Source organism: Salisediminibacterium halotolerans (assembly GCF_003814815.1).
In the GTDB taxonomy this organism is placed as follows: Bacteria; Bacillota; Bacilli; order Bacillales; family Salisediminibacteriaceae; genus Salisediminibacterium; species Salisediminibacterium halotolerans.
Genome location: NZ_RKQQ01000002.1, coordinates 86086 through 111634, shown reverse-complemented (window position 1 = coordinate 111634; position 25549 = coordinate 86086). Strand labels below are relative to the sequence as shown.

General features: G+C 46.9%; 24 protein-coding genes. 7 read left to right on the top strand and 17 right to left on the bottom strand.

Features of this window, described 5'->3' with window-relative positions:
* The first annotated feature begins 133 nt into the window (after positions 1 to 133).
* The 4 genes from EDD67_RS03430 (at position 134) to EDD67_RS03415 (ending at position 5810) form a co-directional block, all read left to right on the top strand.
* Positions 134 to 1009 carry a carbohydrate ABC transporter permease gene (locus tag EDD67_RS03430; RefSeq protein ID WP_242005944.1) on the top strand — a complete coding sequence of 292 codons (876 nt, stop codon included), beginning with the start codon at positions 134 to 136 and terminating at the stop codon, positions 1007 to 1009.
* Positions 1006 to 1845, top strand: a complete 840-nt coding sequence (locus EDD67_RS03425) for a carbohydrate ABC transporter permease (RefSeq protein ID WP_093072113.1) — start codon at positions 1006 to 1008, stop codon at positions 1843 to 1845. Before EDD67_RS03430 ends, EDD67_RS03425 begins: the two co-directional genes overlap by 4 nt.
* Entirely contained in the window at positions 1845 to 5018 is a 3174-nt protein-coding gene (locus tag EDD67_RS03420) for a hypothetical protein (RefSeq protein ID WP_121439085.1), read from the top strand. The genes EDD67_RS03425 and EDD67_RS03420 overlap by 1 nt, the downstream gene beginning before the upstream one ends.
* 159 nt (positions 5019 to 5177) lie before the next feature.
* Positions 5178 to 5810, top strand: a complete 633-nt coding sequence (locus EDD67_RS03415; RefSeq protein WP_121439086.1) for a hypothetical protein — start codon at positions 5178 to 5180, stop codon at positions 5808 to 5810.
* A gap of 51 nt (positions 5811 to 5861) precedes the next feature.
* Here the strand turns inward: EDD67_RS03415 and EDD67_RS03410 are convergent, their stop codons facing one another.
* The 6 genes from EDD67_RS03410 to EDD67_RS03385 form a co-directional block, all read right to left on the bottom strand.
* Positions 5862 to 7520, bottom strand: a complete 1659-nt coding sequence (locus EDD67_RS03410; RefSeq protein WP_121439087.1) for an FAD-dependent oxidoreductase — start codon at positions 7518 to 7520, stop codon at positions 5862 to 5864.
* A gap of 65 nt (positions 7521 to 7585) precedes the next feature.
* Complete coding sequence (locus EDD67_RS03405; protein ID WP_121439088.1) at positions 7586 to 8917, bottom strand: arsenic transporter; 1332 nt, start codon at positions 8915 to 8917, stop codon at positions 7586 to 7588.
* A 328-nt stretch (positions 8918 to 9245) separates the two neighbouring features.
* On the bottom strand, positions 9246 to 11006 hold the full coding sequence (arsA, locus tag EDD67_RS03400) for an arsenical pump-driving ATPase (protein ID WP_121439089.1): 1761 nt from the start codon (positions 11004 to 11006) through the stop codon (positions 9246 to 9248).
* A gap of 11 nt (positions 11007 to 11017) precedes the next feature.
* A complete protein-coding gene (gene arsD / locus EDD67_RS03395) occupies positions 11018 to 11389 on the bottom strand; it encodes an arsenite efflux transporter metallochaperone ArsD (RefSeq protein WP_121439090.1) in 372 nt (123 codons plus the stop codon).
* A gap of 107 nt (positions 11390 to 11496) precedes the next feature.
* Positions 11497 to 11883, bottom strand: coding sequence for an ArsR/SmtB family transcription factor (locus EDD67_RS03390; RefSeq protein WP_158638151.1), 387 nt, complete (start codon positions 11881 to 11883; stop codon positions 11497 to 11499).
* Positions 11884 to 11953: 70 nt separating this feature from the next.
* Positions 11954 to 12685 (bottom strand): MurR/RpiR family transcriptional regulator, encoded by a 732-nt coding sequence (locus EDD67_RS03385; RefSeq protein WP_121439092.1) that lies wholly within the window; start codon positions 12683 to 12685, stop codon positions 11954 to 11956.
* Positions 12686 to 12871: 186 nt separating this feature from the next.
* On the opposite strand from EDD67_RS03385, the gene EDD67_RS03380 reads away from it, so the two are divergent.
* Entirely contained in the window at positions 12872 to 14200 is a 1329-nt protein-coding gene (locus tag EDD67_RS03380) for a 6-phospho-beta-glucosidase (RefSeq protein WP_121439093.1), read from the top strand.
* Positions 14201 to 14644: 444 nt separating this feature from the next.
* On the opposite strand, the gene EDD67_RS03375 is transcribed toward EDD67_RS03380, so the two are convergent.
* The 3 genes from EDD67_RS03375 to EDD67_RS03365 are packed head-to-tail and all read right to left on the bottom strand — an operon-like array spanning position 14645 to position 18339.
* Positions 14645 to 15517: an alpha/beta fold hydrolase gene (locus EDD67_RS03375; RefSeq protein WP_121439094.1), complete on the bottom strand. Its 873-nt coding sequence runs from the start codon at positions 15515 to 15517 to the stop codon at positions 14645 to 14647.
* Positions 15514 to 17940 carry a DEAD/DEAH box helicase family protein gene (locus EDD67_RS03370; RefSeq protein ID WP_121439095.1) on the bottom strand — a complete coding sequence of 809 codons (2427 nt, stop codon included), beginning with the start codon at positions 17938 to 17940 and terminating at the stop codon, positions 15514 to 15516. The genes EDD67_RS03375 and EDD67_RS03370 overlap by 4 nt, the downstream gene beginning before the upstream one ends.
* A gap of 27 nt (positions 17941 to 17967) precedes the next feature.
* Entirely contained in the window at positions 17968 to 18339 is a 372-nt protein-coding gene (locus tag EDD67_RS03365; protein ID WP_121439096.1) for an HIT family protein, read from the bottom strand.
* A 172-nt stretch (positions 18340 to 18511) separates the two neighbouring features.
* On the opposite strand from EDD67_RS03365, the gene EDD67_RS03360 reads away from it, so the two are divergent.
* A complete protein-coding gene (locus EDD67_RS03360) occupies positions 18512 to 18952 on the top strand; it encodes a hypothetical protein (RefSeq protein ID WP_186805989.1) in 441 nt (146 codons plus the stop codon).
* 32 nt (positions 18953 to 18984) lie between these two features.
* Here EDD67_RS03360 and EDD67_RS03355 read toward each other — a convergent pair whose 3' ends face one another.
* Both EDD67_RS03355 and EDD67_RS03350 read right to left on the bottom strand, forming a co-directional pair.
* Positions 18985 to 19698, bottom strand: coding sequence for a Crp/Fnr family transcriptional regulator (locus EDD67_RS03355; RefSeq protein WP_121439097.1), 714 nt, complete (start codon positions 19696 to 19698; stop codon positions 18985 to 18987).
* 111 nt (positions 19699 to 19809) lie between these two features.
* Positions 19810 to 20142 (bottom strand): hypothetical protein, encoded by a 333-nt coding sequence (locus EDD67_RS03350; RefSeq protein WP_121439098.1) that lies wholly within the window; start codon positions 20140 to 20142, stop codon positions 19810 to 19812.
* A 204-nt stretch (positions 20143 to 20346) separates the two neighbouring features.
* Here EDD67_RS03350 and EDD67_RS03345 point away from each other — a divergent pair, with 204 nt between their 5' ends.
* Positions 20347 to 20526, top strand: a complete 180-nt coding sequence (locus EDD67_RS03345) for a hypothetical protein (RefSeq protein WP_121439099.1) — start codon at positions 20347 to 20349, stop codon at positions 20524 to 20526.
* Positions 20527 to 20600: 74 nt separating this feature from the next.
* On the opposite strand, the gene EDD67_RS03340 is transcribed toward EDD67_RS03345, so the two are convergent.
* The 6 genes from EDD67_RS03340 to EDD67_RS03320 all read right to left on the bottom strand — a co-directional run bounded on the left by EDD67_RS03340 (position 20601) and on the right by EDD67_RS03320 (position 25541).
* The gene (locus EDD67_RS03340) at positions 20601 to 21275 is read right to left on the bottom strand and encodes a reverse transcriptase-like protein (RefSeq protein ID WP_121439100.1); all 675 of its coding nucleotides are present in this window, start codon (positions 21273 to 21275) and stop codon (positions 20601 to 20603) included.
* A gap of 20 nt (positions 21276 to 21295) precedes the next feature.
* Positions 21296 to 24178 (bottom strand): DEAD/DEAH box helicase, encoded by a 2883-nt coding sequence (locus EDD67_RS03335; RefSeq protein ID WP_121439101.1) that lies wholly within the window; start codon positions 24176 to 24178, stop codon positions 21296 to 21298.
* Positions 24179 to 24191: 13 nt separating this feature from the next.
* Complete coding sequence (locus EDD67_RS03330; protein ID WP_121439102.1) at positions 24192 to 24584, bottom strand: (deoxy)nucleoside triphosphate pyrophosphohydrolase; 393 nt, start codon at positions 24582 to 24584, stop codon at positions 24192 to 24194.
* Positions 24585 to 24781: 197 nt separating this feature from the next.
* Positions 24782 to 24946: a hypothetical protein gene (locus EDD67_RS13795; protein ID WP_154718744.1), complete on the bottom strand. Its 165-nt coding sequence runs from the start codon at positions 24944 to 24946 to the stop codon at positions 24782 to 24784.
* A gap of 45 nt (positions 24947 to 24991) precedes the next feature.
* Positions 24992 to 25192, bottom strand: a complete 201-nt coding sequence (locus EDD67_RS03325) for a hypothetical protein (protein WP_121439103.1) — start codon at positions 25190 to 25192, stop codon at positions 24992 to 24994.
* A gap of 148 nt (positions 25193 to 25340) precedes the next feature.
* The gene (locus tag EDD67_RS03320) at positions 25341 to 25541 is read right to left on the bottom strand and encodes a YqaE/Pmp3 family membrane protein (protein WP_162843779.1); all 201 of its coding nucleotides are present in this window, start codon (positions 25539 to 25541) and stop codon (positions 25341 to 25343) included.
* Positions 25542 to 25549: the final 8 nt, after the last annotated feature.

The window sequence follows — 25549 nt, the reverse complement described above, 5'->3', positions numbered from 1 at the left end:
GAGGATCATTATGGCTGCTAAGGAACAAGAAGAACTCACAGCGATCGGAAGCCCGGATGAAAATGATAAGAAACCTTCGAAGGACCCAAATAAAAAGCCGAAAAAGCGGATATATTCGCAAAGACAGCGAAATATGATGTCCGGATATCTCTTCATTTCGCCTTTTTACCTGCTTTTTGCAGTCTTCGGAATTTTCCCGATCCTTTTCAGCTTCTATCTCGGATTTTTCAGCTGGGATGGACTGGGCCCAATGGAATTTGTCGGATTAAATAACTTTAATATCATTTTTAATGACCCGCTCTTTTGGAAGTCGATTTATAACACGATTATGATCGGGCTTATGGGGACGGCCCCGCAGCTGATCGCTGCCATCCTGATTGCATTTGCACTGAATTCCTTGTTAATTCGAATGAAAACCGTCTTCCGGCTGGCGATTTTTCTTCCTTACGTTACATCGATCGTTGCCGTAGCCATTGTCTTCTCGGTTATTTTCAGCAACCAAGAATCCGGGCTTGTCAACCAGGCGATTACGTTTTTCGGCGGCGACCCGGTGACGTGGACGCGTTCAGAATGGGGCACAAAGATTGCAATTTCGGTGATGGTTTTCTGGCGTTGGGTCGGTTATAACACGCTGATTTATTTGGCCGGGATGCAAAGTATTCCCAATGATTTATACGAAGCGGCCCGAATTGACGGCGCCAGCTTAAGACAGCAAATTCAATACATTACGATCCCGATGCTCAAACCTTTTATTCTTTTCACAGTTTTTACTGCAACTATCGGAGCGCTGCAATTATTCGCTGAACCGCAGATTTTCCAAGGCGGAGCTCGTCCTGAAGGGATGACGGTTGTACTTTACCTTTACCGCGATGCCTTCGGAAGTAATGCATTCGGAACAGCTTCTGCAGCAGCCCTTGTATTATTTTTCATCGTGATCATATTCTCATCGATGAATATGTACTTCACGAATAAAATCGGCCGTTCGTCGAAAGTGGGTGTTAAGAAATGAAGTCGGAAAAAAAGAAAATCAATACAGCGAAAGCATTGATCTATACAGCTCTTACGCTTGTTTCCTTAGCGTCCCTCTTCCCGTTTTATTGGATGTTTGTGATGGGCACAAATACGAACCAGGCGATCAACCAGACACCGCCGGTCGTTGTTCCAGGCGGGAACATGGGCGAAAACTTCCAAAATGTACTCAACAGCATTCCGTTTTTCCAAGCGATGCTCAACTCTTTAATCGTTTCATCAAGCATTACAATCGGCGTTTTGTTCTTATGTTCTCTCGCCGGCTTTGCATTTGCTAAATTTATTTTTCCGGGACGGACAATACTGTTTATCTTCATCCTTGCAACGATGATGATTCCGCCGCAGCTCAGTCTGATTCCGCAATATTTCATCATTACAGAACTCGGCTGGTTGAGTGATCTTCGCGCTGTTATCGTACCAGGATTAATGAACGCGTTCGGCATCTTCTGGATGAGACAATACATCGCAAGCGCCGTTCCCGACGATATTATCGAGTCCGCCCGCATCGACGGGTGCAGCAACTTCCGGATTTACTGGAACATCATTGTTCCGATCGTCCTGCCTGCGTTTGCAACGCTCGGCATCATCGTTTTCATGGCGATCTGGGGCGATTACCTCTGGCCGCTTGTTGTGTTGCAGGATCAATCGACACACACGATTCAAGTCGCACTCGCATCATTAATGGACGGCCGTGTCTTGGACTACGGGATGGTATTGGCAGGTACATTCTGGGCAACTGTTCCGTTAATCATTATCTTCTTGCTGTTTAACCGCTTGTTTATCCGCAGTATTACAGAAGGCGCGGTGAAAAGCTGATGAAAACGACGCATTCACAAAAACCGTATCAATTGCATGACGACCGTTCCTTTGAATTTCATCAATTCCCGTACCAACCGCCCTTTGCAAGCTTTCTCCCTGGGATTGCCGGCCCGACCGGCATTCCCATTTGGGCGTTTTATGTCAACCGCGGCCAAGGTATTGCCAGTTTCGGCGTTCAGGATAAAGACCATGCGTTAATGGAATTTTTCCCGGCCGATAAGTCGTACCAAAACGTGTATACGCAAGGATTTCGCACCTTTGTTAAATACAGCGAAAACGGGGAAACGGCTGTGATCGAACCGTTCTCCCCCGCTTCAGCTGCCGATCCAGATGTAACGGAGAACATGCGGGTATCGGAAAATCTGTTGCAGCTTGACTACCATCATCGCACCAAGGAACTGGCGATGACGGTCAAATATTTTGTCCTGCCGTCTTCGCCGGTCGGCGCGCTCGTACGCAAAGTGACGCTTGAGCACACCGGAAGCAAAAGCAAATCGCTTGAAGTGCTGGACGGTATTCCGTCCATCCTGCCTGCAGGCGTGCCAAACAGCGCCTATAAGGAGCTTGGCAATACATTGAAAAGCTGGTTTGACGTTCAATACACGAGCGAGGGTTTCCCGTTTTACACGCTGCGAGGAAGCATGGGCGACTCTGCCGAAGTGCACGACGTGCTTGACGGGCATTTTTATGCCTCCCTCGCTTGGCAAAAAGACACCGGTGAAAAACCGCTTCAGCCGATTGTCGATCGCGAACTGATTTTCGGTGCAGATACGTCGTTATCACAGCCGACTGTATTTCGAGCGGAATCACTGCAAGCCATACAGCAAAAATCTGAGCAAACCGTCAATCGCACATCGGCTGCGTTTTCAGCTGTTGAAGCTGAACTCACCGCCGATCAACCGTTGGAACTATGGTCTGTCGCGGGCTATGCCGCAAGAAAAGAAGTTTTCGAGACATTTGCTAATACGAGGGTGACCCGCTCCTTTTTTACAGATAAAGAAGCTGAAGCGGAAACGATTACCGATCCGTTGACGGAACCGGTTGAGACGAAGTCAGGTCAGCCGTACTTTGATGCCTACGCAAGACAGAGTTATCTCGATAACGGCTTGCGCGGCGGATTTCCCCATCGGTTTACCGATGGTGACAACCAGTCCGTTTACTATCTCTACTCACGCAAACACGGAGACTTAGAGCGCGATTATAATTTCTTCTCAATCAGCCCGGAATTTTATTCGCAAGGTAACGGCAATTACCGCGACATTAATCAAAACCGGCGCTGTGATATCTTTTTCGAGCCGGCTGTCTACGATGCCAATGTCGTGCAGTTTATGAATCTGATTCAACTGGACGGGTACAATCCGCTGGAAATCCGCGGCGTCCGCTTCCGGCTCTCAGATGACAACGCCCGTTTACATGCGGAAAAAGCAACGACGGACGGCAAAAGTCAGCAAAAACTTCAGCAGTATTTCACCGGCACGTTTACCCCGGGAGAACTGTACCGTTATGTGACCGACGAGAATATCGAACTGCTTCAACCATTTCATGCGTTTATATCTGCGGTCATGGCTGACGCTGAAGAAGAACATCAAGCGGCGCATAAAGAAGGATTTTGGACCGATCATTGGACGTACAATCTCGATCTGATTGAAAGCTTTCTCAATATTTATCCGGATCATGAAGAAACCTTCTTTTTCGAGCGAAAATATATGTATTACAACAGTCCGGCGCGTGTTTTGCCCCGCAGTGAAAGGCTTTCGCTTGAAAACGGTCACGTCCGGCAATACAAAGCGGTTGTCGAATCGGAAGAGCCGATGGAACAAGATTGGATCCATGATCAATTCGGCAGCGGGAAACCGTACCGTACAAATCTCTTTTCGAAGCTGCTTCATCTCGCGCTGTTAAAAACAGCGACGATGGCTCCATACGGACTCGGCATCGAAATGGAGGCCGGAAAACCGGGCTGGAATGATTCCTTAAACGGTTTGCCGGGGATGCTTGGCGCAGGAACATCTGAGCTGTTGGAACTGCGGCGGTTGATCGGCATTCTTGAGCCGGTCGCGCACAGCGGCGAGGCCGTTTTGCCGAAAGAAGCTGCCGTGCTGTCAAACGCGCTTCTTTCCGCGGTTAACGACCCGGCGCTGTCGGAAACAGAGCGTTGGGACAAGATAACAACCGCAAAAGAAAACTATCGCGAAACGATTATCGGCGGTATCTCCGGTGAGGAAATTGCCTTCTCCACCGAATCGCTTACAGAGCTCATTCACGTGATGAAAGTACGGGTAGAAAGAGGGATTGAACAAGCCGAAGCGTATAAGACACCGATTCCGACCTACTTCTATTTTGAAGCAGCCGAGAACGCAACGATCGACGAGATTATCTCGGGAAGTGCGCTTCAGCCTAAAGCCGTCCCGAATTTCTTGGAAGGTGCGGTCAAACAGCTGAAAATAACGTCGAATGAGCAGGAAGCGGAAACGATCTACAACGCCGTAAGAGAATCAGCGATCTACGATGAAAAACTCGGCATGTACCGTACATCCGAATCGCTGGCCAATGAACCTGCCGAACTCGGACGAGTGCGATCGTTCACGCCGGGCTGGCTGGAAAATGAATCGATCTTTCTCCACATGGAGTATAAGTATTTGCTTGAGATTTTGAAATCAGGCCTTACCGAGGCGTTTTATCGCGATATCGAAACGGCGTTGATTCCGTTTCTCGACCCGGCGGTTTACGGCCGAAGCACGCTGGAGAACTCGTCTTTCATTGCGAGTTCCGCCAATCCGGATCCTGATTCGCACGGCCGCGGTTTTGTCGCCCGCTTAAGCGGATCGACGGTTGAATTTTTGCAAATGCGTCAAGTCATGCTCACGGGCGAAAAACTGTTCAGCATTGAAAACGGTGAGCTGACCTTTCGCCTCGAGCCGAAGCTGATCGACTGGATGTTCACCGACGGCGGTAAGCTTCAATTTAAGCTTCTCGGTTCCTGCGAAGTGACGTATCTCAATCCTGCGCGTAAATCAACATTCGGCGCAAACGGCGCAGCGCCGGCAAGTTACGAACTGACGTATAAAAACGGCGAAACAGCTGTCTGCGAGCAAGACTTTCTGCCTGCTCAAGAAGCAAAAGCTTTGCGCAACGGCGATATCACGAAAATGAACATTACACTCGCTTAACGACTTCAGGGCTTCGGCGTCATATACGACGCACGGAGCCCTGTTATGTTTCGGCTGCTTCTTTTCCATATTTCAGGCTTTGATTGAAAAATGCCGACTCTTTTTGTACGATAAAGCTGGCGATTGATAAATTCATAAACTTGCCGACGGGGTGATACTGTGGATCCTTATGTAATCAATGAACTTCTAAATTTCCTGCTCATATTCAGCATTCCGCTGTTAATCAAAGGCTTCAAACTTATGAACGGCAACGGGATTGTTGGACCTATTTCCAAATCGAGGGCCGTTATTGCTGTCGCGATTGTGCTCGGTTTCATGTACATCGTGTCGGATTCAGGCGCGGCTTCCCTGCCGTGGTTTCTCCTCGCTTTTATTGTGCTCACTCTGTTAGTGACAACCTTGCGGATAAGAAAGTTCACGATTGAAGCGTATCAAATGACGTATCACGAAGCGGAACGGGAGCTTTTCGCTTGGCTCGAAGATGAAGGTCTTTCTTATAAAAAGACGATTCGCAGTGACGACGGGCTCACCGTGTTCGAAGTTGACGATGATGTTTCTTTTCATGCCGTCGTAGAAGAACGGCATCTGTTCGGCTCAAAAACAGATAAACGGACGATTATTGATATTGAACGCGACGGATTCACACATAAGCTTGCACCGCGGGCGGAAGAATTAATCGAACGGCTTCATCAAGTTAACTCTGCTACCGCGCCGGTAAAGCGGGCGATGTTTCACCTCATTCCCGGTGCGGTGCTGTTATTGCCGGGCGTAACGGCCTTTATTCTCGGCTGACTCGATTTAAAACCCTGGAGGAACAATGACGACTGTTCCTCCAGGTTTTTTTCAGCTGGTTTGCTTTTTCATCATTTGATAATTTTTATTTCCGCCGGACAAATTATACACTTCAGTAAAACCGTAATTGCGCAAAATATTTTGCGCTGCATTCCCGGTCGTTCCGCTGTTGCAGTAAGTCACCGTAGGAACATCGGGATTTAATAATGTTACCCGGCTCCGCAAATCTGCTAACGGGATATTCACCGCATCGTCAACGGCTGATTCAGCAAACTGTTTAGGTGAGCGTGTATCAATAATTTGAAAAGCTTCGCCAGAAGCCTTGCGCCGTTCAAGATCGTCCGGGGTAATTAATTGTGCCGTGCCGTTCACATCGTTATTCAGTGCCATGCCGGTGTACATGACCGGATCTTTCGTCGTTGCAAACGGCGGTGCATAGGCCAGGTCAAGGTGAAACAAATCTTCGGCCTTCGCTCCGAACGTGATCGCTGTCGCAAACACATCAATCCGTTTGTCGACACCTTGTTCGCCGACGATTTGCACTCCGAGCATCTTTCCGTCTACCCGGTTTGCGACCGCCTTAATAACCATTTCTTTCCCCCCTGCATACGGGGGCTTGTCCGGCTTCAGGTTGTGCAGGACGGCCGGATCGTAACCCTTTTCCCTCGCTTCCGCTTCGGTCAATCCGGTTTGGGCAACGGTTAAATCAAACATCTTAAAAATACCTGTCCCTAATATCCCCCGGTGATGCGCCTCTTCACCGGTAATCACGCTGCCGGCAATGCGACCCATTTTGTTTGCTGTCGAGCCGAGCGGCCGCCACATCGCTTCCCCGGTCGGCTGAAAAAAGCTTTCCGCTGCATCGCCGGCGGCATAGACATGCGGGACCGTCGTCTGCATCTTCGTATTCACTTTAATCGCGCCTGTAACGCCAATTTCTGCACCGATTTCTTCGGCTAACGCTGTATTCGGCTTGACGCCGGAGGCAAATATCACCGCATCACCGGCAATTTTTTCACCCGTATCGATCGTCACACCATCGGCTGCCTGTTTACCTGTGACTGCTTGTACCGATTGACCTAAGTAGACATCAACACCGTGTTCTTGCAGATGTTTATAAAGCCGAAAGGCCATATCCTCATCAAGCCCGGGCATGACTTGCGGAAGCCGTTCAACGAGCGAAACTTTAATGCCGCGGTAAGTGAGCTGTTCCGCCATTTCCAAACCGATAAATCCGCCTCCGACAATCACTGCTTTTTTTGCGGATGGTCCGTCTGCCCAGTTTCTGAGTGACTCTGCATCACGCATATTGCGGACTGTAAAGACATTGTCTTTTTCTGTCCCCGATACAGGCGGAATCGTGCTGACAGCTCCTGTCGCTAAGACAAGTTCATCATAGCTGTCTGTCCACTCATCGCCGCTTTGTAAATCTTTAACTGTGACCTCCTGGGTTGAGGGATCAACTGCCGTGACTTCACAGCCCGTTTGCACGTTCATTTCATAACGCTTCTTGAACCACTTAGGATCACGCGGAGCCAATTCATCGAGTTCATCGACTTCTCCGCCGACGTAATAAGGAATCCCGCAGCCCGAATATGAAATGTGTTCATCTCGGTCATATACCGTGATCTCAATATCTTCCCTGTTTCGTCGTGCTTTGGCGCCGACGGAGGTTCCCGCCGCTACTGAACCGATAATGATTACTTTCATGTAAGTTCCTCTCATTCAGGAAAATATATACTCTTCAAAATTTCTTTCCTTTATTTAAATGCTTTTTAGCCGATCACTAACAGCCAAAGAAACAACCCTGTCAGCGTAATAAACAGCGTCGGAATCGTTATAACAATGCCCACTTTGAAATAATAACCCCAAGAGATATGCACGCCTTTTAACGACAGTACGTGGAGCCAGAGAAGCGTCGCGAGTGAGCCGATCGGTGTAATCTTCGGACCGAGGTCGGAACCGATGACATTAGCATAAATTAACGCTTGCTGCATTGTTTCGCTCACATTCGCATCATTGATCGCGAGGGCGTTAATCATTACTGTTGGCATATTATTCATCACCGAGCTGAGACCTGCAGCGATAAAGCCCATCGACATCGTCCCGACAAACAGTCCTCCGTCAGCCGCGCTTTCAAATACACCGGCAAGTAAATCGGTTAAGCCGACATTGCGCAAGCCGAAGACGACGACGTACATCCCGATCGAAAAGACGACAATCCCCCACGGTGCGCCTTTCATGACTTTTCCCGTGTTCACCGCCGGACTGCGCCGTGCCATCGCGAGAAAGAACCCGGCAATCGTTAAGGCGACAAACGAGACGGGAAACGTCATCGCTTCATTCGTGACCGGATTCGTTATATATATAAATTCGCTGACAAAATAGCCGATTAACAAAAGCGCTAAGACGCCCCACGATAAACGAAACATTTTATGGTCTTGAATCGCTTCCTCCGGCTGACGGAGCATCGACATATCATATGACTTCGGAATGTCTTTGCGGAAATATATATATAAGACAAGTATACTCGCGGCTAACGAAAAGAAGTTCGGGATAATCATTACCGACGCGTATTCAATAAAGCCGATCCCAAAAAAGTCCGCCGAAACGATATTGACGAGGTTACTGACGATCAGCGGCAAACTCGTCGAATCGGCAATAAAGCCGCTCGCCATCACAAACGGCAAAATCATCGCTTCCTTAAAATTAAGGGCGCGAACCATCGCTAACACGATCGGGGTTAAAATCAGCGCTGCGCCGTCATTGGCAAACAAAGCTGCAACGATTGCGCCTAACAGCGAGACGTACACAAACATTTTCACCCCGTCGCCTTGTGCGACACGCGCCATATGTAGAGCGGCCCATTCAAAAAAGCCGATTTCGTCTAAAATAAGTGAAATAATAATAATACCAATAAATGTGAGCGTTGCATTCCAAACAATTCCGGTAACTTCGCCGACATCAGCGAACGTCACAACGCCGGCTAACAGTGCGAGTACAGCTCCGATCGTTGCCGCTGAACCAATGCCGATTTTTTTCGGCTGCCGGATGACTAAAAAAAGCGTGAAGACAAAAATCGAAACGGCAATAATAATCTGTGACATCGTTTTTCCTCCTCTAATACCTCAAATACATGTCTCTTTACACGTCGCTGAAAGAAAATCAATTATTTTTTGATAACTGACTCCGAATTCGGCAACGGTTTCTTCACTCATACTCGAAAAACGGAGTGAGTGACTAATTTTTATCAAAAAGTGGTCACTCGAGCACTCACAACACTGCCGAGTGACCACTTTCATCTAAATTTTTTGCACTCGGACTCTTCAAGAGAGCTGAGTGAACAAAACCTTGATAAAATCTCAAATCTGATTGTCAAAATTATAGTCAGTCAACAATCTGCGCGCCATCTATCGGGGCGCCATCACGTATTCGTTATACAGTCATCTCTTTTAATTTTTTCAAGCCGATCACATCGTCCGCTTGCCACGGAATAACTGCTGTCTTTGGCGAAGCTGCCAAAACGCTGGTAATCCATTCTTCCTCTGCGGCCGCCCGTCCGGCCAGGACCCGATCGGTCGTTCCGGCAGCCTGAAAGCTTTGGTTAATCAGCCACCATGCCGGTTCAATTCCTGCGCGCCGCAAATCATCTGCCAATCGCCCGGCTTCAAACACCGGCGTTGCTTCCGGCAGTGTGACAAGCGCGACAAACGTCTGTTCCGGATCGCGCAGGCGCGGCAATAAACGCTTCACCGCTTCCGGCATGTCGCCTTGGGTCCGTTCAACTTCACGGTGATACGATTCAGCATTATCTAACAGCAAGAGCGTGTGTCCTGTTGGTGCGGTATCAATCACGACAAACGAGCCGTCAGCCTGGTCGAACACATCCGCAAAGGCGTGAAACACAGCAATTTCTTCCGTGCAAGGTGATTCCAGATCTTCCTTAATGTATGCTAGTTCATCTTCAGACAAGTCATCTGTGACTTGACTGAGCACGTGCTGTTTATAAGCTTCTGTCACTTGTTTCGGATCAATCCGGCTCACTTCAAGCGATCCGTTCAGATCTTCGTCGCGCAGCACGTAGGTTAAATGCGCTGCCGGATCGGTCGTCGTTAAATGAACCCGGTGGCCTTTTTCCGCCAACCCGACGGCAACGGCCGCAGCCATCGTTGTTTTGCCGACACCACCTTTGCCCATCGTCATGCAGACGCCTTCCCCGCGGCCGGAAAGATCGTCAACGAGCGCGCCAACTGACGGCACCCCTTCAACTGCTTTCCCTGCTGGAATCTCTTCTGAATAAACCGGATCCGCGTCAAACAATCGGCGGAGTGCGTCGAGACCGGTTAAGTTATACGGCACGAGCGGGAGCTGATAGACAGGGACGTTTTCAAAGCTTCCCGGCATATTGTTAACCGCTTCCTGTTGTTTCGCTTCCAAACGGAGCGCAACGGTATCTGCTGAACTGCGCTGAAACAAGCCGTTCACGACGAGCATCTGATTATCGATCCCGAGTTCTTGCAGTTCGCCGCCTGCGTTCGCCGCTTCCTGTAAACTCGACGGATCAGGCCGGGCAACGAGGATCAGTTTCGTCGCTTCCCCGTCAGCAAGTGCTTCAACGGTTTTGGCATAGAGCGCTTTTTTATCTTCTAAACCGGCGAGCGGTCCGAGACATGATGCCCCGTTTTCGTTATTTTCCAGAAAATCATTCCAGGCGGTCGGAAGTTGTAACAGACGCAATGTATGCCCGGTCGGTGCGGTATCAAACAAAATATGATCAAACGACGCGGTTGTTTCGCCGTCTGCCAACAGATTTGAAAACTCATCAAATGCGGCGATTTCAACGGTACAAGCGCCGGAAAGCTGTTCTTCCATACTCGTAATCGCTGCCTGCGGCAATTTATCGCGGTAAGGGCCGACCATTTTTTCCCGGTACGCCGCGGCCGCTTCTTCCGGATCGAGATTCGCCGCATACAGATTCGGAACGGATTCAATCGGCGCCGGCTTATTTGCCAGTTCCATCCCGAAAACATCTTGCAAGTTCGAGGCCGGATCGGTGCTGACGATCAAGACTTTTTTTCCCGCTTCCGCCAGCGATACCGCCGCCGCACACGCGGTCGACGTTTTGCCGACGCCGCCTTTACCGGTAAAAAATAAGTGTTTCGTTGTCGCCAAGTCGTTTGGGGTCAGCTGTTTCATCGTGATCCTCCTTAAAGGGATGTTAAATTGATCGTCTGTTTCGGTTTCGCCGTTTTTTCTTCGAGCTCCGCTTCAGAAAGCTCAAGCCATTCGGCGAATTCTGCTTTTGTCGGATAACGCTGTTTGATAAGGAGTTCTCCGTCGACAACGACCGCCGGCAGTCCCTCCGGTCCGTCTTTTTCGAGCAAATCATGAATCGCTTGATACTTCGTAAAATATTCCGCTTCTTGAGCTAAGTTATAGCGTTTCACATCATAGCCGAGCCCTGTCAGTGCCGAAACCATCCGTGCAATCCGCGTCAGTTCCGGATCTACGCCGGGGCCGCACACCCCTGTCGGACAGCAAAGCGCCGGGTCAAAAATTTCAATTGTTTTTATACTCATTCATATCCCTCCATCACCTTTATATCACGATTGCATTATATAATTATATGATTATATAATCAATAGACGATTTACATCGTCAGTGATTGTTCATCTTGGTTCCGGTTTTAGCGCAGTTTGTTTGCAGATGTGAATTCAATCGGGCGTGCATTGATCGAGCAGCGCGAGCGCAAGCCGTTCTCTGTTAATTCATCGACATCTTGCTTCACTGACGGCAGCTGGCTGAGCGTTTCAGTTAACACCTCAATCAATGGATACGATTCATCGATTCTGTACACGTGCCACTGCTCGAACTTTCGCGACGTGACAATCCCTTCAGCGCGCATCCGTTTCAGTTGTTGACTTACAGACGGCTGGCTGATTCCGAGCAAAGCCTCAAAATCACAGACACACAATTCTTCTTCACGCATATACAACAGCATTTTCAGCCGATTTTCGTCCGCGAGCATTTTGAACATTCGCGTATATCCATCGAGCGGTTGATGATTGGTCATATCGACAGCTCCTTTGCGTTCGCATTTCATTCCGGTACCATTATATAATCATTTTGTTATATACACAACCTTAATCGGGATTTATCCGTTTTTGATACGCGCGGCGCGCGATGTCTTCCAAAATATAAACGACCGGTATTTGCGTTGTAATGTTCGTTGTGTTGTACTTTTCTTCCGTCACGTAGTATGAAATATTTTTGTCGGCGATTTTCGCGATCGTTGATTGGGCATTATTGGTGATCGACAAAATTTTGCTACCGCTCATTTTTAATTTATGAATATGTGAAATCGTAAATTCGTTTTCCCCGGATACCGACAGTGCGATCGTCAGACAGTCTTGCAAATCGGCATGAATCGGTACGTACCAGTCTTTCAAAAACGTTGAAAACGTCCGTAAATTTGAGAAATAACGCGAGCCGTATTCCGCGAGCGTCCCGGAGCTTCCGAGACCGATAAAATACACATGGTTCGCTTCAGAAACCTCTCTGGCCGCATCGTCCAATTTCAAGGTAAACTGCTCGTTTTCTGTCCGCTCAAAAAACTCCGTCAGCACGTGCCGCCCGGTTTTGATGTCGGGATCGCTGGCTGTATCAAGCAACAGCTTAAGCTTGACTTTAAACTCGGTAAAACCGTCACAGTCTAATTTGCGGCAAAACCTCATCACGGAAGACGTTGATACGTTCGCCCCCTCAGCGAGATCACGAATCCGCATGTAGACGACTTTGTCTTTATGCTGCATCACATAATGGTACAAATGCAGTTCCAACTCATTAAAGGACGCAATTACCTCAGTGGTAAACATCGACTTCCCCCTCCGTTCCATTTGTGTCTTTCTTTATTATACCTAAAACATAAAACACTGTGTTACAAAGATGAAACAAATACCTTTTCGCGTTACACGAATCTCATTTAGTGAAAGCGGTAGCAACAACTCCTCTGTTCTTCTAAAATAAATAGTGAAATCGCAGATTACGGAGGGGGATTAATCATGAGTGAAGGATTAAAAGTAGTTACAATTGGCGGCGGATCTAGTTATACGCCGGAATTGATTGAAGGATTTATTAACCGGTATGACGAATTGCCGGTAAAAGAATTATGGCTCGTTGATATTGAAGAAGGCAAAGAAAAATTAGACATCGTCGGCAACCTTGCGAAGCGGATGGTCGAAAAAGCCGGTTTTCCGATCGATGTGCATCTGACATTGGACCGGCAAACGGCGTTAAAAGATGCCGATTTTGTTACGACCCAGTTTCGTGTCGGCCTCTTGGATGCCCGCGCCAAAGATGAGCGGATCCCGTTAAGCCACGGTGTGATCGGCCAGGAAACAAACGGACCGGGCGGTTTATTTAAAGGTCTGCGCACCGTGCCGGTGATCTTAGATATCGTAAAAGACATGGAAGCGCTCTGTCCAAATGCGTGGCTGATCAACTTCACCAACCCGGCCGGTATGGTGACGGAAGCTGTTCTGCGTTACACGGACTTGCGCAAAGTCGTCGGGCTCTGCAACGTGCCGATCGGAATGGAAATGGGCATCGCCCGCCTGTTAGACGTGGATCACTCCCGCGTGCGAATCGACTTCGCCGGACTGAACCATATGGTGTACGGACTCGACATCTTCTTAGACGGCGTAAGTGTCAAAGAAGAGGTGATCGAGAAACTGTCGAGCCCGGAAAACAGCAGCTTCGTCAAAAATGTCGAAGGCAGCGGCTGGGAACCCGAATTTTTGCGCGCACTCAACGCATTGACTTGCCCGTATCATAACTACTATTACAAAACAGATGTCATGCTCGAAAAAGAACTGGACAACTACCGGGACGGCAAGGTCCGCGCGCAAGTCGTCCAAAAGCTTGAAAACGAATTGTTCGAACTTTACAAAGACCCGGATCTGTCGGAAAAACCGCAGCAATTGTCCGAACGCGGCGGCGCATATTACAGCGATGCAGCGATCCGGCTGATCTCATCGATTTACAACGATAAAAAAGACATTCAGCCCGTCAATACGATCAATAACGGCGCGATTCCAAGCATCCCGGCTGAATCGGCTGTGGAAATGAGCTGTGTGATCACAAAAGAAGGGCCGAAACCGGTCGCGATGGGCGATTTGCCGGTTGCCGCCCGCGGTCTTGTGCAGCAAATCAAGTCATTTGAACGGATCGGTGCCGAAGCTGCGGTGACAGGCAATTACGACACTGCTCTCTTAGCTATGACGATCAATCCACTCGTGCCGTCGGATAAAACGGGTAAAGTCATTTTAGACGAAATGCTCGAAGCGCATAAAGAACATTTGCCGAACTTTTTTCAGCCGACGAAAAACTAACGCGGTCTGATTCAGTCATTAAAAAAGACGAACCCGTCAAACGGTTCGTCTTTACTTGTTGACAATCGATTATTTTGACGCAAGCCATGCATCCCCTACCCTCCGCTTGCTTTCGAGGCTGCTGAAAAAGTGCTTGATAAACAAAGTCAGTGTTTATTTATGAGCCTTATAGAATGCAGAATATTATGAGCCCTCCGCAAACTCGCTTGCCGCGGGCAACGCCTCAGCCTCCTCAGAAGCGAAACCGCTTCTTGTGGGGTCTTCGGCAGTTGCTTTTCCCGCAGGCGTCGAGTTTGCTCCAGTCTCATAAAACTTCTCAATCTATAAGAGAAAATAAAAAAGAAGATCCGCAGTCAGCAGGTCCTTACACATTCGGACATCTACATACCTCATCGCTTTGTTTTAGAATAAGACGGAACCGCTATACGGTTCGTCTTTTTCTACTTATCCGGAGCGATTTGTGTATAAAAACGCTAGCCACGTTTCTCTTGCCGCTTCTGCGTCTGTGCCGAGCATGATCAAATGCCCCCAGCTATTAAGCATCACGAGATCGGCATGCGGGATCAATTCTTTCGCGTATTCGGCATGGGCTTTATTCACCGAGGCGTCGTAGCGGCTGTGTAAAATTAGTACCGGGGCCGTCACACGCTCCGCCATTTCCTTCGTTAACTCACGGTTATGCGCTAAATCGAGGAAAAAGCCGCTGCTCGATCGCTGCCTTGCCATCATTTGCTGAAAATAAGCGATATCGTTTTCCGTCATCACCGAAGAGGCGGTGTAATCGTCTAGCGTGCTGAACGCGGGAATCATCTGACGAAACAGGCCGTCAGGAAAGCGTTTATTAACAGCTTGAATAAGCGCCCACGTTGCCCGTTCCAATCGCGGGCGAAACATGATTCGAGCTCCGACAGCAAGGCCTGCGCCGTCAGCTTTTACCGGCCACGGTTTCGACACAGCAGACAGAAGCGAGAGCGACAACGTCCGCTCCGGACACGCGGCCGCAAACGCGATCCCCGCCGGTCCGGCGGCAGAAAAAGCGGCGATATGCGCGCGCTCTTCGCCGGCATGATGTAAAACCGCCCGGATCGTCTCCGACACCGCCGCCAAATCCTTCCCTGCTGCCTTTGAGGTCCGGCCGTAGCCCGGGCGCGACGGCACAATCACTTTATAGCCCGCTTCAACGAGCCAGCCGACCCCGAGTTCTTCCCGGCAGCTTGAATGCCCGCCGTGCAGCATCAGCACCGGCTCCCCCTCACCGCTTACCGTGTATTCGATTGGGATTCCCTGTTGCTCCAGCAATATGTGATCTCGTTTCATTTCTTCACACCTCCGTATTTTCGTTCAAAATACGTCTCTAAGCGAAATTCACAAATTTCTTCGGTCCAGCTGTAAACGAGCGGATTCGCCGTTTCGGAAAGCTGCACATCCATTGTCATCTTTTCACCGTCAAAGGCTGTCGGACCTCCAAATTTCGTCATCGGCATCTCCGCAATTCGTTTCGCTACTTTATCAAGGCTCTCGCGATTCCACGTGTCCTTATCGCCTGCACTGATGTCATTACGGCGATAAGGCGTACTGGAAAGAAATTCATAAAAACACGGAGCGATTTCTTCCGGCGTTGCCGGTTCGAGCCAACGGTCGATCCCCCGAGCGAGCATGCAACGAAGCACAACCATTTTGTAGCTTTTGCTCATCCCGGTTTTTTCTATATGATCCAGCCACGTCTTTCCTTCTGTTAATGCTTGTTCTTCTTTTGCTGACAATTCGCCGGCCCAGTCCAAAAACGACGGGAACGATCCGAATTCAGACCGAATCGCTGTCGCCGAATCCAGTTTATGACGGTACAGTTCAAGATAAGACGGTCTGCGGCCGAATTCCTCTTTTAGCTGTTCATATAAAGCTCTGATTTTCTGTTTGCGCGGCTGCGCCTTTTTCTTGATTTCCTTTAAAAGATCAATTACATCCGTATCAAACGAAATTGTGCACGATTCCGGCACTTGCGGCATTATAGTACTGCTTTTGCGCTGTTCTTCCAGCGGCCGGGTATCAAGAAGCGAGAGTTTCAAATCAGCGTTGCGGTAATTCCCGATCAAGTCAATAATCACGCAAGATTCTTTATGATCTGCGAGTCTCAATCCGCGCCCGACTTGCTGGGTAAACACGGTCAGCGATTCAGTCGGCCGTGTGAACAAGAGCGTGTCAACAGACGGGATATCTGTTCCTTCATTGAATAAATCTACGATGAAAATCACCTCAATCTCACCGTTTTCCAACAAGCGAATCGCTTCTTTGCGCGATACATTTGCCGTTTGCGAATGAAGACCGATAACCCGAACGCCTTGTTCTTGAAAATAAGCTGCCAGAAACTCGACTTGCTTTATCGAAGAACAAAACCCGAGTGTGCGCGTTTGTTTATACTTCTGCCATTCGTCGTAAATCCGTGCAGCCAAGTCTTCCCGAAGCAGATTCGCTTCCAGTTCTTGTTGATGATATTGCGTTCCTAACCACGTAATTTGTGAATAATCGGTATCATCATATACCCCGTAGTAACGAAACGGCGTGAGCCATTGAATTTGAATCGCTTCAATAAAGTGCATCTGAAAGGCTACATTTCCTTCACAAATCGCAAACACATCTTTGCCGTCCATCCGGTAAGGAGTCGCGGTTAAACCAAGCAAAAACGCGGGATTGAAATAATCGAGCACGCGGTTATATGTATCGGCAGCAGCGTGATGGAATTCATCAACAACGATCAGATCATAGGCATCAGGGGAAAAATCCTGCAGCTGCTTCTCGTTGGCAAGTGTAAAGACCGATGCAAATACCATTTCCCGGTCCGTTTCTTTTTGTTTTCCATTTACAATGCCGCTCGTCCGCTCCGGCATCACTTCTGCAAATGATTTTTCTGCCTGCAAAAGTATTTCTTCGCGGTGCGCAACAAATAAAATCCGTTCAAACTTTTGGGCGAAAAATCCCGCCAAGTACGTTTTGCCGAGTCCCGTTGCCAACACAGCCATCGCTTTGTCATACCCTTCAGCAAATGTATTTTCCAAGGCATGCAAAGCATCAATCTGCGGCCCGCGCGGTTCAATCGTTGTAATCCCGCTAGAATCGTAATCAGCCTTCGGATCGCGAATCACTTCCTGATTTCCCTGCTGATCAAACATGAGCGACGTTTCTTCTGTTTCCGTCCATCGTTTCACAAACTCCGGCAACGCTGCATGTTTCTCATTATATATTTTTTCGTAATTAGCAATCGTTTGTTCATTTAACGGAAACGTCTGACTGTCGTAAAAAAGGCGATGAAATTCATCGATTGCTTCAGCAACTGCCGGATCAGCCTCTTTACCGGAAACACCCAAGTTCCACTCAATCCCGTCAGTTAAAGCGGAGCGAGACATATTTGACGAGCCGACATACAGCGAGCGCGCCGAACCGTTTTCGAAAATGTAAACTTTCGGATGAAATGATTCGCCATTGCTTTGCCACATCCGCATACTGGCAGAACCGCCGATCTTTAATAAGGAACGCAACGCTTCCGGCTGAGTGACATACAAATAATCGCCGGTGCATATTTTAATATCCGCTCCCCGTTCAGCCGCCTCCTGTAAGGACGGCAGGAGCATTTCGACACCTGATTTCATCGCAAAAGAAACTAATATGTAAACCGTCTGAGCGGAAGAAATTTGTTCGTTTATTTCATCAATTAATTGCTTACGGATCAGTTTTACTTCATTCATTCAACCGCCCCCTATCTAATGACATCATTAATATTTCTGTCTTTCCGGGATCACGCCTCTGACTCCCCCGGATGGATCTTCAACATCTCCTTCGTAACGGGGAATTAAATGCATGTGAACATGAAAGATCGTCTGCCCGGCAGCCAAACCGCAGTTAATTCCGACATTAAAGGCATCCGGGCTTTTCTCCGCACTAAGACGCAGGCGAAGCTGTTCTAAAAGTTCGTGCATCGCTTCTTTCTCGGCAGGTGTTGTGTCAAAATAATCGGCAACATGCCGTTTAGGAATAATCAAAACATGACCGGGAGTAACCGGATATTTATCATAAACCGCAAATGCTTTTTCATTTTCAGCAATGACTTCGATATCGCTGCAGAATGGACAATACTGTGAATTCACTTTTATTCACGCCTATCATAAGTATTTTTTTAACAATACATTTATCTTATCAAATTTGTCCTTATATAGGGCGAAATTCACATCAATGCTCATAAAAAATTTCAAGAAAGTAAGCACCGATACATTTTTTTACGCAAACTTCGTTTACATTTAAGGTGAGGAGGTGGTTAGGATGGCACAAAAATGGTATGCAGGATTGGCGGGAGGTTTTTTAGGCGGACTGATTTTCGGGATTTATATGCAAGCTGCCGGAATGCTGGAATCGGTTGCGATGCTAGTCGGCAGTGATAATCCCGGCGTCGGATGGGGTATTCATTTGATCATCAGTTTACTATTTGGTTTGGCGTTTGCAGCTGGAAGTCAGTATGTGAAGAACAAAATCGTGTATGCAGTCACTTTTGGCGTGGCAATTTGGATCATCGGACCGCTTTTAATTATGCCGCTTATGCTCGGGATGGGACAGCTCCTCACAGCTGCGTTCGCCCCGGCACAGCTGATGAGTCTCGTCACTCACCTGGTCTTTGCCGGTATTACCGCAGTCACCTTCCATTACTTGAATTCGCCTAAGCTCCGCGTCATCAAGCGGGACAGAGGCGGTTCCTCCGCAGCATAAAAAATGCCTCTCCTGACCTTCAGGAGGGGCGTTTATTTATTTTCAGACCTTCTGTTCGTCTCGATTAAAACCTGGCTGACTTCTTCGAGCAACCGTTCCGCTTGCACCGAATAACAGCCTCGATTTTTCTGCACAAGTCCGTCCTTTTTCAATTCGCTCATGACAGCAGATACAGATTCGCGCGTCGAACCGGCCATCATTGCAAGATCGTAATGCGTCAAATGCATCGGGATCGGCTCCCAGCCACTGCCGAAACGCCCTGTTTTTTCAGTGAATTTCAGCAATAAAAAGATAATGCGGCAGCGCAGATCGTTTAAAGCGATCTGCTCGGCAATATCTGCCGCAAATTTCAGCTTTTCCGATAAAATCTTGATGAATTTTAACGCCGCATGCGGATGGTTTAACAGAAATAAATCAAATGTTTCTTTATTCATGACAAAAACGGCCGAGCGGACCATCGCTTCAACAAACATTTTTTCGTCAGTGATGACCAATCTGTCCGTTTGACCGAAAACACTCCCGCCAACGAGAATGTCGATGGTAAATTGCCTCCCTTCCTGGTTCATCCGATAGAGGCGAACTTGCCCTTCTTTCAGAAAGAACAGCTGATCGTTTTTCATTGCCGGCGAGGAAATCAATTCACCTTTCTCCAGTTTTCGTAAAGACGCCTTTAAAGAAATATATCCTGCCTCTTCTTCCGATAAAAAGTCCCAAAGGTTGATATCCGTCAGTTGGATCGATTTCATTTACCTTCCCTCCCGTTCCCGTTGAAACACAGTGACCGGCGCTATTGAAACCTTCAAGAACGGGGATAAAAAAGCCTGTCCGCTGATCATAACAGGGACAGGCAGCTGCATTTATTTTTCGATTAATTCCACCGGTCCGTGATCATCGATATGATCGCCATGCACGTGATGGAGCCTTCCGTTCACTAAGTAATCGTAATGATCGCCGTGCGGCACGAGTTCATGCCCGCAATCTTCGTTGTGCTGACAGTCAGACTCGACCGGAGCGCAACTGTCCGGGTTCACATCAGACACCTCAATTTTGCACTCATCCCAATGGTCATCATGCTTATGATGCAAGTGGCCGTCATGCACGTAATCGATGTGATCGTTGTGCTTGATCTTTGTGTGCCCGCAAGAGAGCGAATGTTCATGTTTGTGGTTTTTGTGCGTTTCACAAGCCATGGAAATACCTCCTTGTGCGTATTGTAAGCGCTAGTATAACATCTATACCCTTAACGGCGCTATTTTATTCCAAAGAAAAGCAAATGATTTTTGTGCTCATTTTTCACGAAGACCTGTTACAAGACAATTTAATATGTAAAATATTTCTTGACTGTGTCGTGCAAGAAGTAAATAATGTGTATAAACATAAGGGAGGTGAGCTGCATGGCAAAATCGGAAACGGTAAAAGAAATTACGATCGCCGTTCTGGACAAAATGAACTTAAACCCGCTGCATGAAGAACCTCCAGAAGAAACGAACGAAAGAATCAGGCAGGAAGTCAGTAAAACAATCATCGAAGTCAACAACACCTTGGATTCATTGAATAATAAAAAAGAGAAGTGATCTTGTCACTTCTCTTTTTTATGTACCTGTTACCAGGGTCTTCCTGCTAGTCAACGCGCTGTCTGTATCCTTAGTCACACGTCTTCTTCTCTCGGTTTCACTTCGCGTTCGCTTTCAATTTCGATCCCTTCGAGCGCCTGGGTTGCGAGTTTATCTGCTTCCTGGTTGTCTTTACGGTCAATCAGCTCGTACGTCGGCAGCAAGCCGAGATCAGCGAATTTTTCGTCGATCCGGTCCGCCCAGCGGTTCAGTTCCGGTTCGTAACTCGGCCATTCGCCGGCGAGCTGCTTAATCACGACGTGCGAGTCGCCTTTAACGTCAATCGGCAAATGATGCGCACCTAACGCTTCGAGCTCTTTCGCTGCCAAATGCAGCGCAGCGTACTCCGCTTCATTATTGGAATCGATCGCGGTAACGAGCGCATTTTTGCGGATCCGGTAATTGCGTCCGTGCTGCCGGTAGTAAATCGCGCAGCCGAGTCCGGCACGGCGGGTGTACTTTTCATACCCTCCGTCAAAATAGACCGTAATCGCGTGCGGCTCTGTCTGCACACCTTTAACGTAAGTTTCCAGCTCCTTCTTTTTCACACTCGTCCCCTGCTCATCAACGTAAACGAGGTGCTTAACCCGCCCGGTCATAAGCAAATCTTCCGCGACTTCAAGCGCCTCCTCCACCGTCATTTCCTCAGAGACAAACGTCGTTTCGGTATTTTGTTTTGTTTTGTAGGTCATCTCTAACCAAATTTTCATGACAGCCCTCCCAAATAAACTTATTCAACAATATATTGATACAATCGCGTATCAACGGGATGTTCCAGCTGAAATTGGATACTAACGCTAGGTAATTCTTCACCAGAATCTTCTTTAATTATTGTTTCAAACACTTGATCGTGCAAGATGAAAGCTCGACCTAAATAATAAGAATCTACACCTTCATCATCACTCTTTTTCACAAAAATATGAATATCCACCCCATTCTTATCTGCTTCTAATATGTCGCGAACCCTTTTAGTATTTAAAGTTTCGCGATTTCGCGAGTACCATTGCAGCAATGTAGGGCTTAACAATTCGTCTTCGTACTTAATACTAGCTTTGAGATCTTCTCCCTTTTTATAATTAATAAAAATTGGACACGTTTGATGCTTTGTTTTATGTCCAAATAAAACACCGGACTCATTATTTTCCCAGTTTAACAATCGTACGACGTCTTTACGCGTATATTTTTTATATAACGTTAATTCTGACGTACAATCAAATGCTTCATTTTTCAGTAAACCAACATCAAGCGCATCATAAACCAATGTTTGAAACCAATCGTTTTCGTTGAGCATACGTGCTAATTTTTCACCTAATTGATACCCATGAGCCGTTCGCTTAATCAAGGGAATATGTTGATATTTTCCGCGTTCGGTTTCGGTTAAGAATTCTAACGTAAGCATCCGTTCCACCGATCGTTTCGTCGCTTCGTTCCATTGACAACCATGCTCAAGTACGAGAGAAGCGAATTCCTCTTCCGTTATCCCTTGGGATGTTTGCAATAGTTTTTGCAGTAACAGCAACTCATGCTTTCGTTTGCCGGCGAGGAGTTCTTGCGAAACCATCGATAATACTCCGTTTTCATTAGCCGTCAACGTCTTCTCCGTTGCTTTAATTTGAACGAGAAAATCATGGTAATTCGATTTGTACTTATCGACGAGCACTTCCGGATCAATGGAATCGTAAGCGTAGAAATCTCTAAGTAATGGTTGGCGCCCAAGTCGAAACGTCAACTGTTGATACGCCTCTTTTAGCATCCGCTTTTCTTTAAATTTCCCGTCATCAATCGCACGATACACTTGCTCTTTAGCCACTTCCTCAAAATTGACGGTAGAAAGTCCTTGGATAAAATTCGCGTTGCGCATATAGCGACGAACGTTATCTTTATTCAACGTTTGATCCCCCGAAAGCGCGATCGGGATTAAATAGTTTTTCTTATAATTACCGATAAAATCAATCACGGTCACAAAATCTTTGTTGTTGCTTTTACGTAAACCTCTACCTAACTGCTGAATAAAAATAATGCTTGATTCCGTTTGACGCATCATTACAATTTGATTGACGGACGGAATATCGACCCCTTCATTAAAGACGTCGACTGTAATAATATAGTCTAATGCGCCGTTTTCTAAGCGATCCACTTGCTGTAACCGCACATCTTGAGAATCCTCACCTGTCAATGAGACAGTCTCATAACCTCGGTCGTTAAGAAAATCGCTCAACGTTTGCGCTTCTTTTTTACGCGAGGCAAAGATAAGTCCTTTTCGCTCTTCTCCAGAGTGGCCGTAATACTCGATTTTTTGTAACATATGCTTGGCGCGTTCTTCTATCGAAACGTGAGCGAGCGATTCCGCTTCCATCGACCCTTCCGTTTGCAAATCAATATCGGTCACACCGAAATATTGAAAGGGACACAGCATGTCTTCTTCCAAGGCATCTTGTAAGCGGATTTCATAAGCGATATTGTAATGAAACAGGTCAAAAATATTAAAGTCATCACTTCGCTCCGGTGTCGCAGTCATCCCCATTAAAAAGTCAGGGTCAAAATAATCGACCAATTTTTGATAGGTTGGTGCACCAGCCTTATGAACTTCATCAATTAAAATATAATCGAAATGATCTTTCTTAAACGAGTGCAATGTGTCATCGCGAGAAATTGACTGAATGGTCGCAAAAACATATTTCGCGTTCGAATCTGCCTGATTGCCAGATAAAATGCCGAAATCACGGTCTGGTCCACCTAAAATACGCTGAAACTCTTCTTTCGCTTTTTGTAAAATTTGTTCACGATGTGCAATAAATAAAAATTGGTTCGGTTGATAGCCTCTAACATCAAACGCGGATAAAAACGTCTTCCCTGTTCCGGTCGCGGAGACGATTAGACCTCGTTTGGCACCTTTTTCTCGAATCGTATGTAAGCCGTGTAAAGCCGCTTTCTGCATTTTATTCGGTTGAATCGATAAAGCCTCATGAATCGGATTGTTAGCGTAAACTTGTGGGAATTCCGCAACGTGTTGTTGTGATTGGCCGTATTCGTTGAAAAACGCTTCATAACGCGTGATCCAATCTTCGGTTAACGGTTCTGCTTCATCCCACACTTCAGCAAATTGTTGTTTGAAATGGTGAATGATTTCTCCTTCATGATAAGAAGTTACTTTCATATTCCACTCGTAATTCGTTTTTAACGCGTTAATGGTTAAATTAGAGCTACCAACAATTAGTGAAGAATAATCGGTATGCTCGAAAATATAACCTTTCGAATGAAAGCCGCTTAATGAGGTGGTCCGCACTTTCAAGTTCGGGATTTTCATTAATTCACGAAAGATTTTCGGTTGATTAAATGTTAAATAAGTTGAAGTTAAGATTTGTCCTTGAACTCCACGTAAATGAAGGTCCCACAATTTCGATTTCAGCGCGGTTAAGCCGCTTTCAGTAATGAACGCGACAGAAAATTGAAACCCTTGGCAGACGTGTAGTTCTTCGAGGATCGTATTGAGCATATGATCATCTTTTTGGTTCGAAATTAACCGCGGCTTCATATGCCCTATGTAAGGATGCGCTTCGTTAATAAAACTTCGCTCTAATGAATCACGAAGTTGCTTCGTAATGTCCGCCATTGAAAACTCACCTTTACGCCTTAGATTTTAATGCATCGATCGTTGGCAAATCAGCTGCGGCCCAATCCAATTCATCTAATTGATCAATCGAGCGCCAAACGAGTTGCGTGTGTTCTGTTGATTGTGGAAACCCTTCTTTAATTGAACATGCATACGTTGTTAAATGGACGATCGCAAAATCGTACTCATACGTCGCGTCTGCAATATGCTCATGGACTTTAATGTGACAGAGCATTTCTTCTTGGATCTCACGAATAAGCGCATCCACAGGCGTTTCATCTTTTTCAATCTTCCCACCCGGGAATTCCCATTTATACGGAAGAGATTTTGTGTTTCCTCGCTGTGCGCACAAAATTTGGTCTTCTTCGACAATAACGGCTCCAACCACGTTCACTTCTTTTTTCATTTCCTTTCACCATCTTTTCGCTAAGTTGTTAATTAAGGCCATGATACCATATAGCCGAAGTAAACAAATAAAGCAATCCAAATATCGGATTGCCTTTGTTATGTTTATTTTTTAGTGGCCTCAGTCTTGTCGGCCGGCATTTTGCGCTTTCATCAGTTTCTCAAGCTTATAAATGGCGGCGCTTGGCACTGCGCTTCCTATGCCAGAGGAATCGCTATGCCGTCAGGATTTTTAACCCGGCGTTCAATCGCACGAATCCCAGCTCCGATTAAAAAAAAAGCGCGATGCTGGTGATCAGTGTGATCGACAGGCCAAACACCATCAAGCGGGACGTGAGGCGTGTAACGCTGATAACTTAACACAATCTATTCCTTCTTTTGCCTCGGATATAAAATTCAGTCTTTTTATTAAATGAAGTAACTAAATAACACAAAAATGACAGCCAATATGGGGCCGACAACAAATACGCCGGCTGCCAGCGATTTGATAACAAGCCACAATAACGGCAAGGGTTTTTCTTCGTCATCTAAACGAGCTTCGATCCGGTCAATCTTTTGATTCAGCTGTTGCATTTCTTCAACCAGCTGCTGTTCTGTTTCCTTTTCCATCTTTACCTCCCCTGTAATTCTTTCTTTATTCTCAATCAATTAGGAAAAATGTAGCATAAATAACTGATTTTTAAAACATCACTATTTCGATAAATATAAAAAAGACACCCATCGCAAGCCGATAAGTGTCTGGGTTTCATAACGTTGATTACTTTCGCAGCTTTTTTTGCTGCTTGAAATACTTCTCGAACCGTTTATCATCTTTCTTTTCTTTCACGACGATATAAGCGTGAATAATTCCCGGCACCCAAAACGCAATCGTGAGGAACAGATTGAGCAGGGCCGTGATTGGTTTTCCTACTAAAAGCACTGCAAAAGGCGGTAAAAATATCACTAACAGCCAAATCATAAGATCAT

Excerpts from the sequence above, each read along its gene's own strand:
- EDD67_RS03430 (WP_242005944.1), top strand. The coding sequence starts at position 134 with ATGATGTCCGGATATCTCTTCATTTCGCCTTTTTACCTGCTTTTTGCA.
- EDD67_RS03425 (WP_093072113.1), top strand. The coding sequence starts at position 1,006 with ATGAAGTCGGAAAAAAAGAAAATCAATACAGCGAAAGCATTGATCTAT.
- EDD67_RS03420 (WP_121439085.1), top strand. The coding sequence starts at position 1,845 with ATGAAAACGACGCATTCACAAAAACCGTATCAATTGCATGACGACCGT.
- EDD67_RS03410 (WP_121439087.1), bottom strand. The coding sequence starts at position 7,520 with ATGAAAGTAATCATTATCGGTTCAGTAGCGGCGGGAACCTCCGTCGGC.
- EDD67_RS03405 (WP_121439088.1), bottom strand. The coding sequence starts at position 8,917 with ATGTCACAGATTATTATTGCCGTTTCGATTTTTGTCTTCACGCTTTTT.
- arsA (WP_121439089.1), bottom strand. The coding sequence starts at position 11,006 with ATGAAACAGCTGACCCCAAACGACTTGGCGACAACGAAACACTTATTT.
- arsD (WP_121439090.1), bottom strand. The coding sequence starts at position 11,389 with ATGAGTATAAAAACAATTGAAATTTTTGACCCGGCGCTTTGCTGTCCG.
- EDD67_RS03390 (WP_158638151.1), bottom strand. The coding sequence starts at position 11,883 with ATGACCAATCATCAACCGCTCGATGGATATACGCGAATGTTCAAAATG.
- EDD67_RS03385 (WP_121439092.1), bottom strand. The coding sequence starts at position 12,685 with ATGTTTACCACTGAGGTAATTGCGTCCTTTAATGAGTTGGAACTGCAT.
- EDD67_RS03380 (WP_121439093.1), top strand. The coding sequence starts at position 12,872 with ATGAGTGAAGGATTAAAAGTAGTTACAATTGGCGGCGGATCTAGTTAT.
- EDD67_RS03375 (WP_121439094.1), bottom strand. The coding sequence starts at position 15,517 with ATGAAACGAGATCACATATTGCTGGAGCAACAGGGAATCCCAATCGAA.
- EDD67_RS03370 (WP_121439095.1), bottom strand. The coding sequence starts at position 17,940 with ATGAATGAAGTAAAACTGATCCGTAAGCAATTAATTGATGAAATAAAC.
- EDD67_RS03360 (WP_186805989.1), top strand. The coding sequence starts at position 18,512 with ATGGCACAAAAATGGTATGCAGGATTGGCGGGAGGTTTTTTAGGCGGA.
- EDD67_RS03355 (WP_121439097.1), bottom strand. The coding sequence starts at position 19,698 with ATGAAATCGATCCAACTGACGGATATCAACCTTTGGGACTTTTTATCG.
- EDD67_RS03350 (WP_121439098.1), bottom strand. The coding sequence starts at position 20,142 with ATGGCTTGTGAAACGCACAAAAACCACAAACATGAACATTCGCTCTCT.
- EDD67_RS03345 (WP_121439099.1), top strand. The coding sequence starts at position 20,347 with ATGGCAAAATCGGAAACGGTAAAAGAAATTACGATCGCCGTTCTGGAC.
- EDD67_RS03340 (WP_121439100.1), bottom strand. The coding sequence starts at position 21,275 with ATGAAAATTTGGTTAGAGATGACCTACAAAACAAAACAAAATACCGAA.
- EDD67_RS03335 (WP_121439101.1), bottom strand. The coding sequence starts at position 24,178 with ATGGCGGACATTACGAAGCAACTTCGTGATTCATTAGAGCGAAGTTTT.
- EDD67_RS03330 (WP_121439102.1), bottom strand. The coding sequence starts at position 24,584 with ATGAAAAAAGAAGTGAACGTGGTTGGAGCCGTTATTGTCGAAGAAGAC.
- EDD67_RS03325 (WP_121439103.1), bottom strand. The coding sequence starts at position 25,192 with ATGGAAAAGGAAACAGAACAGCAGCTGGTTGAAGAAATGCAACAGCTG.
- EDD67_RS03320 (WP_162843779.1), bottom strand. The coding sequence starts at position 25,541 with ATGATTTGGCTGTTAGTGATATTTTTACCGCCTTTTGCAGTGCTTTTA.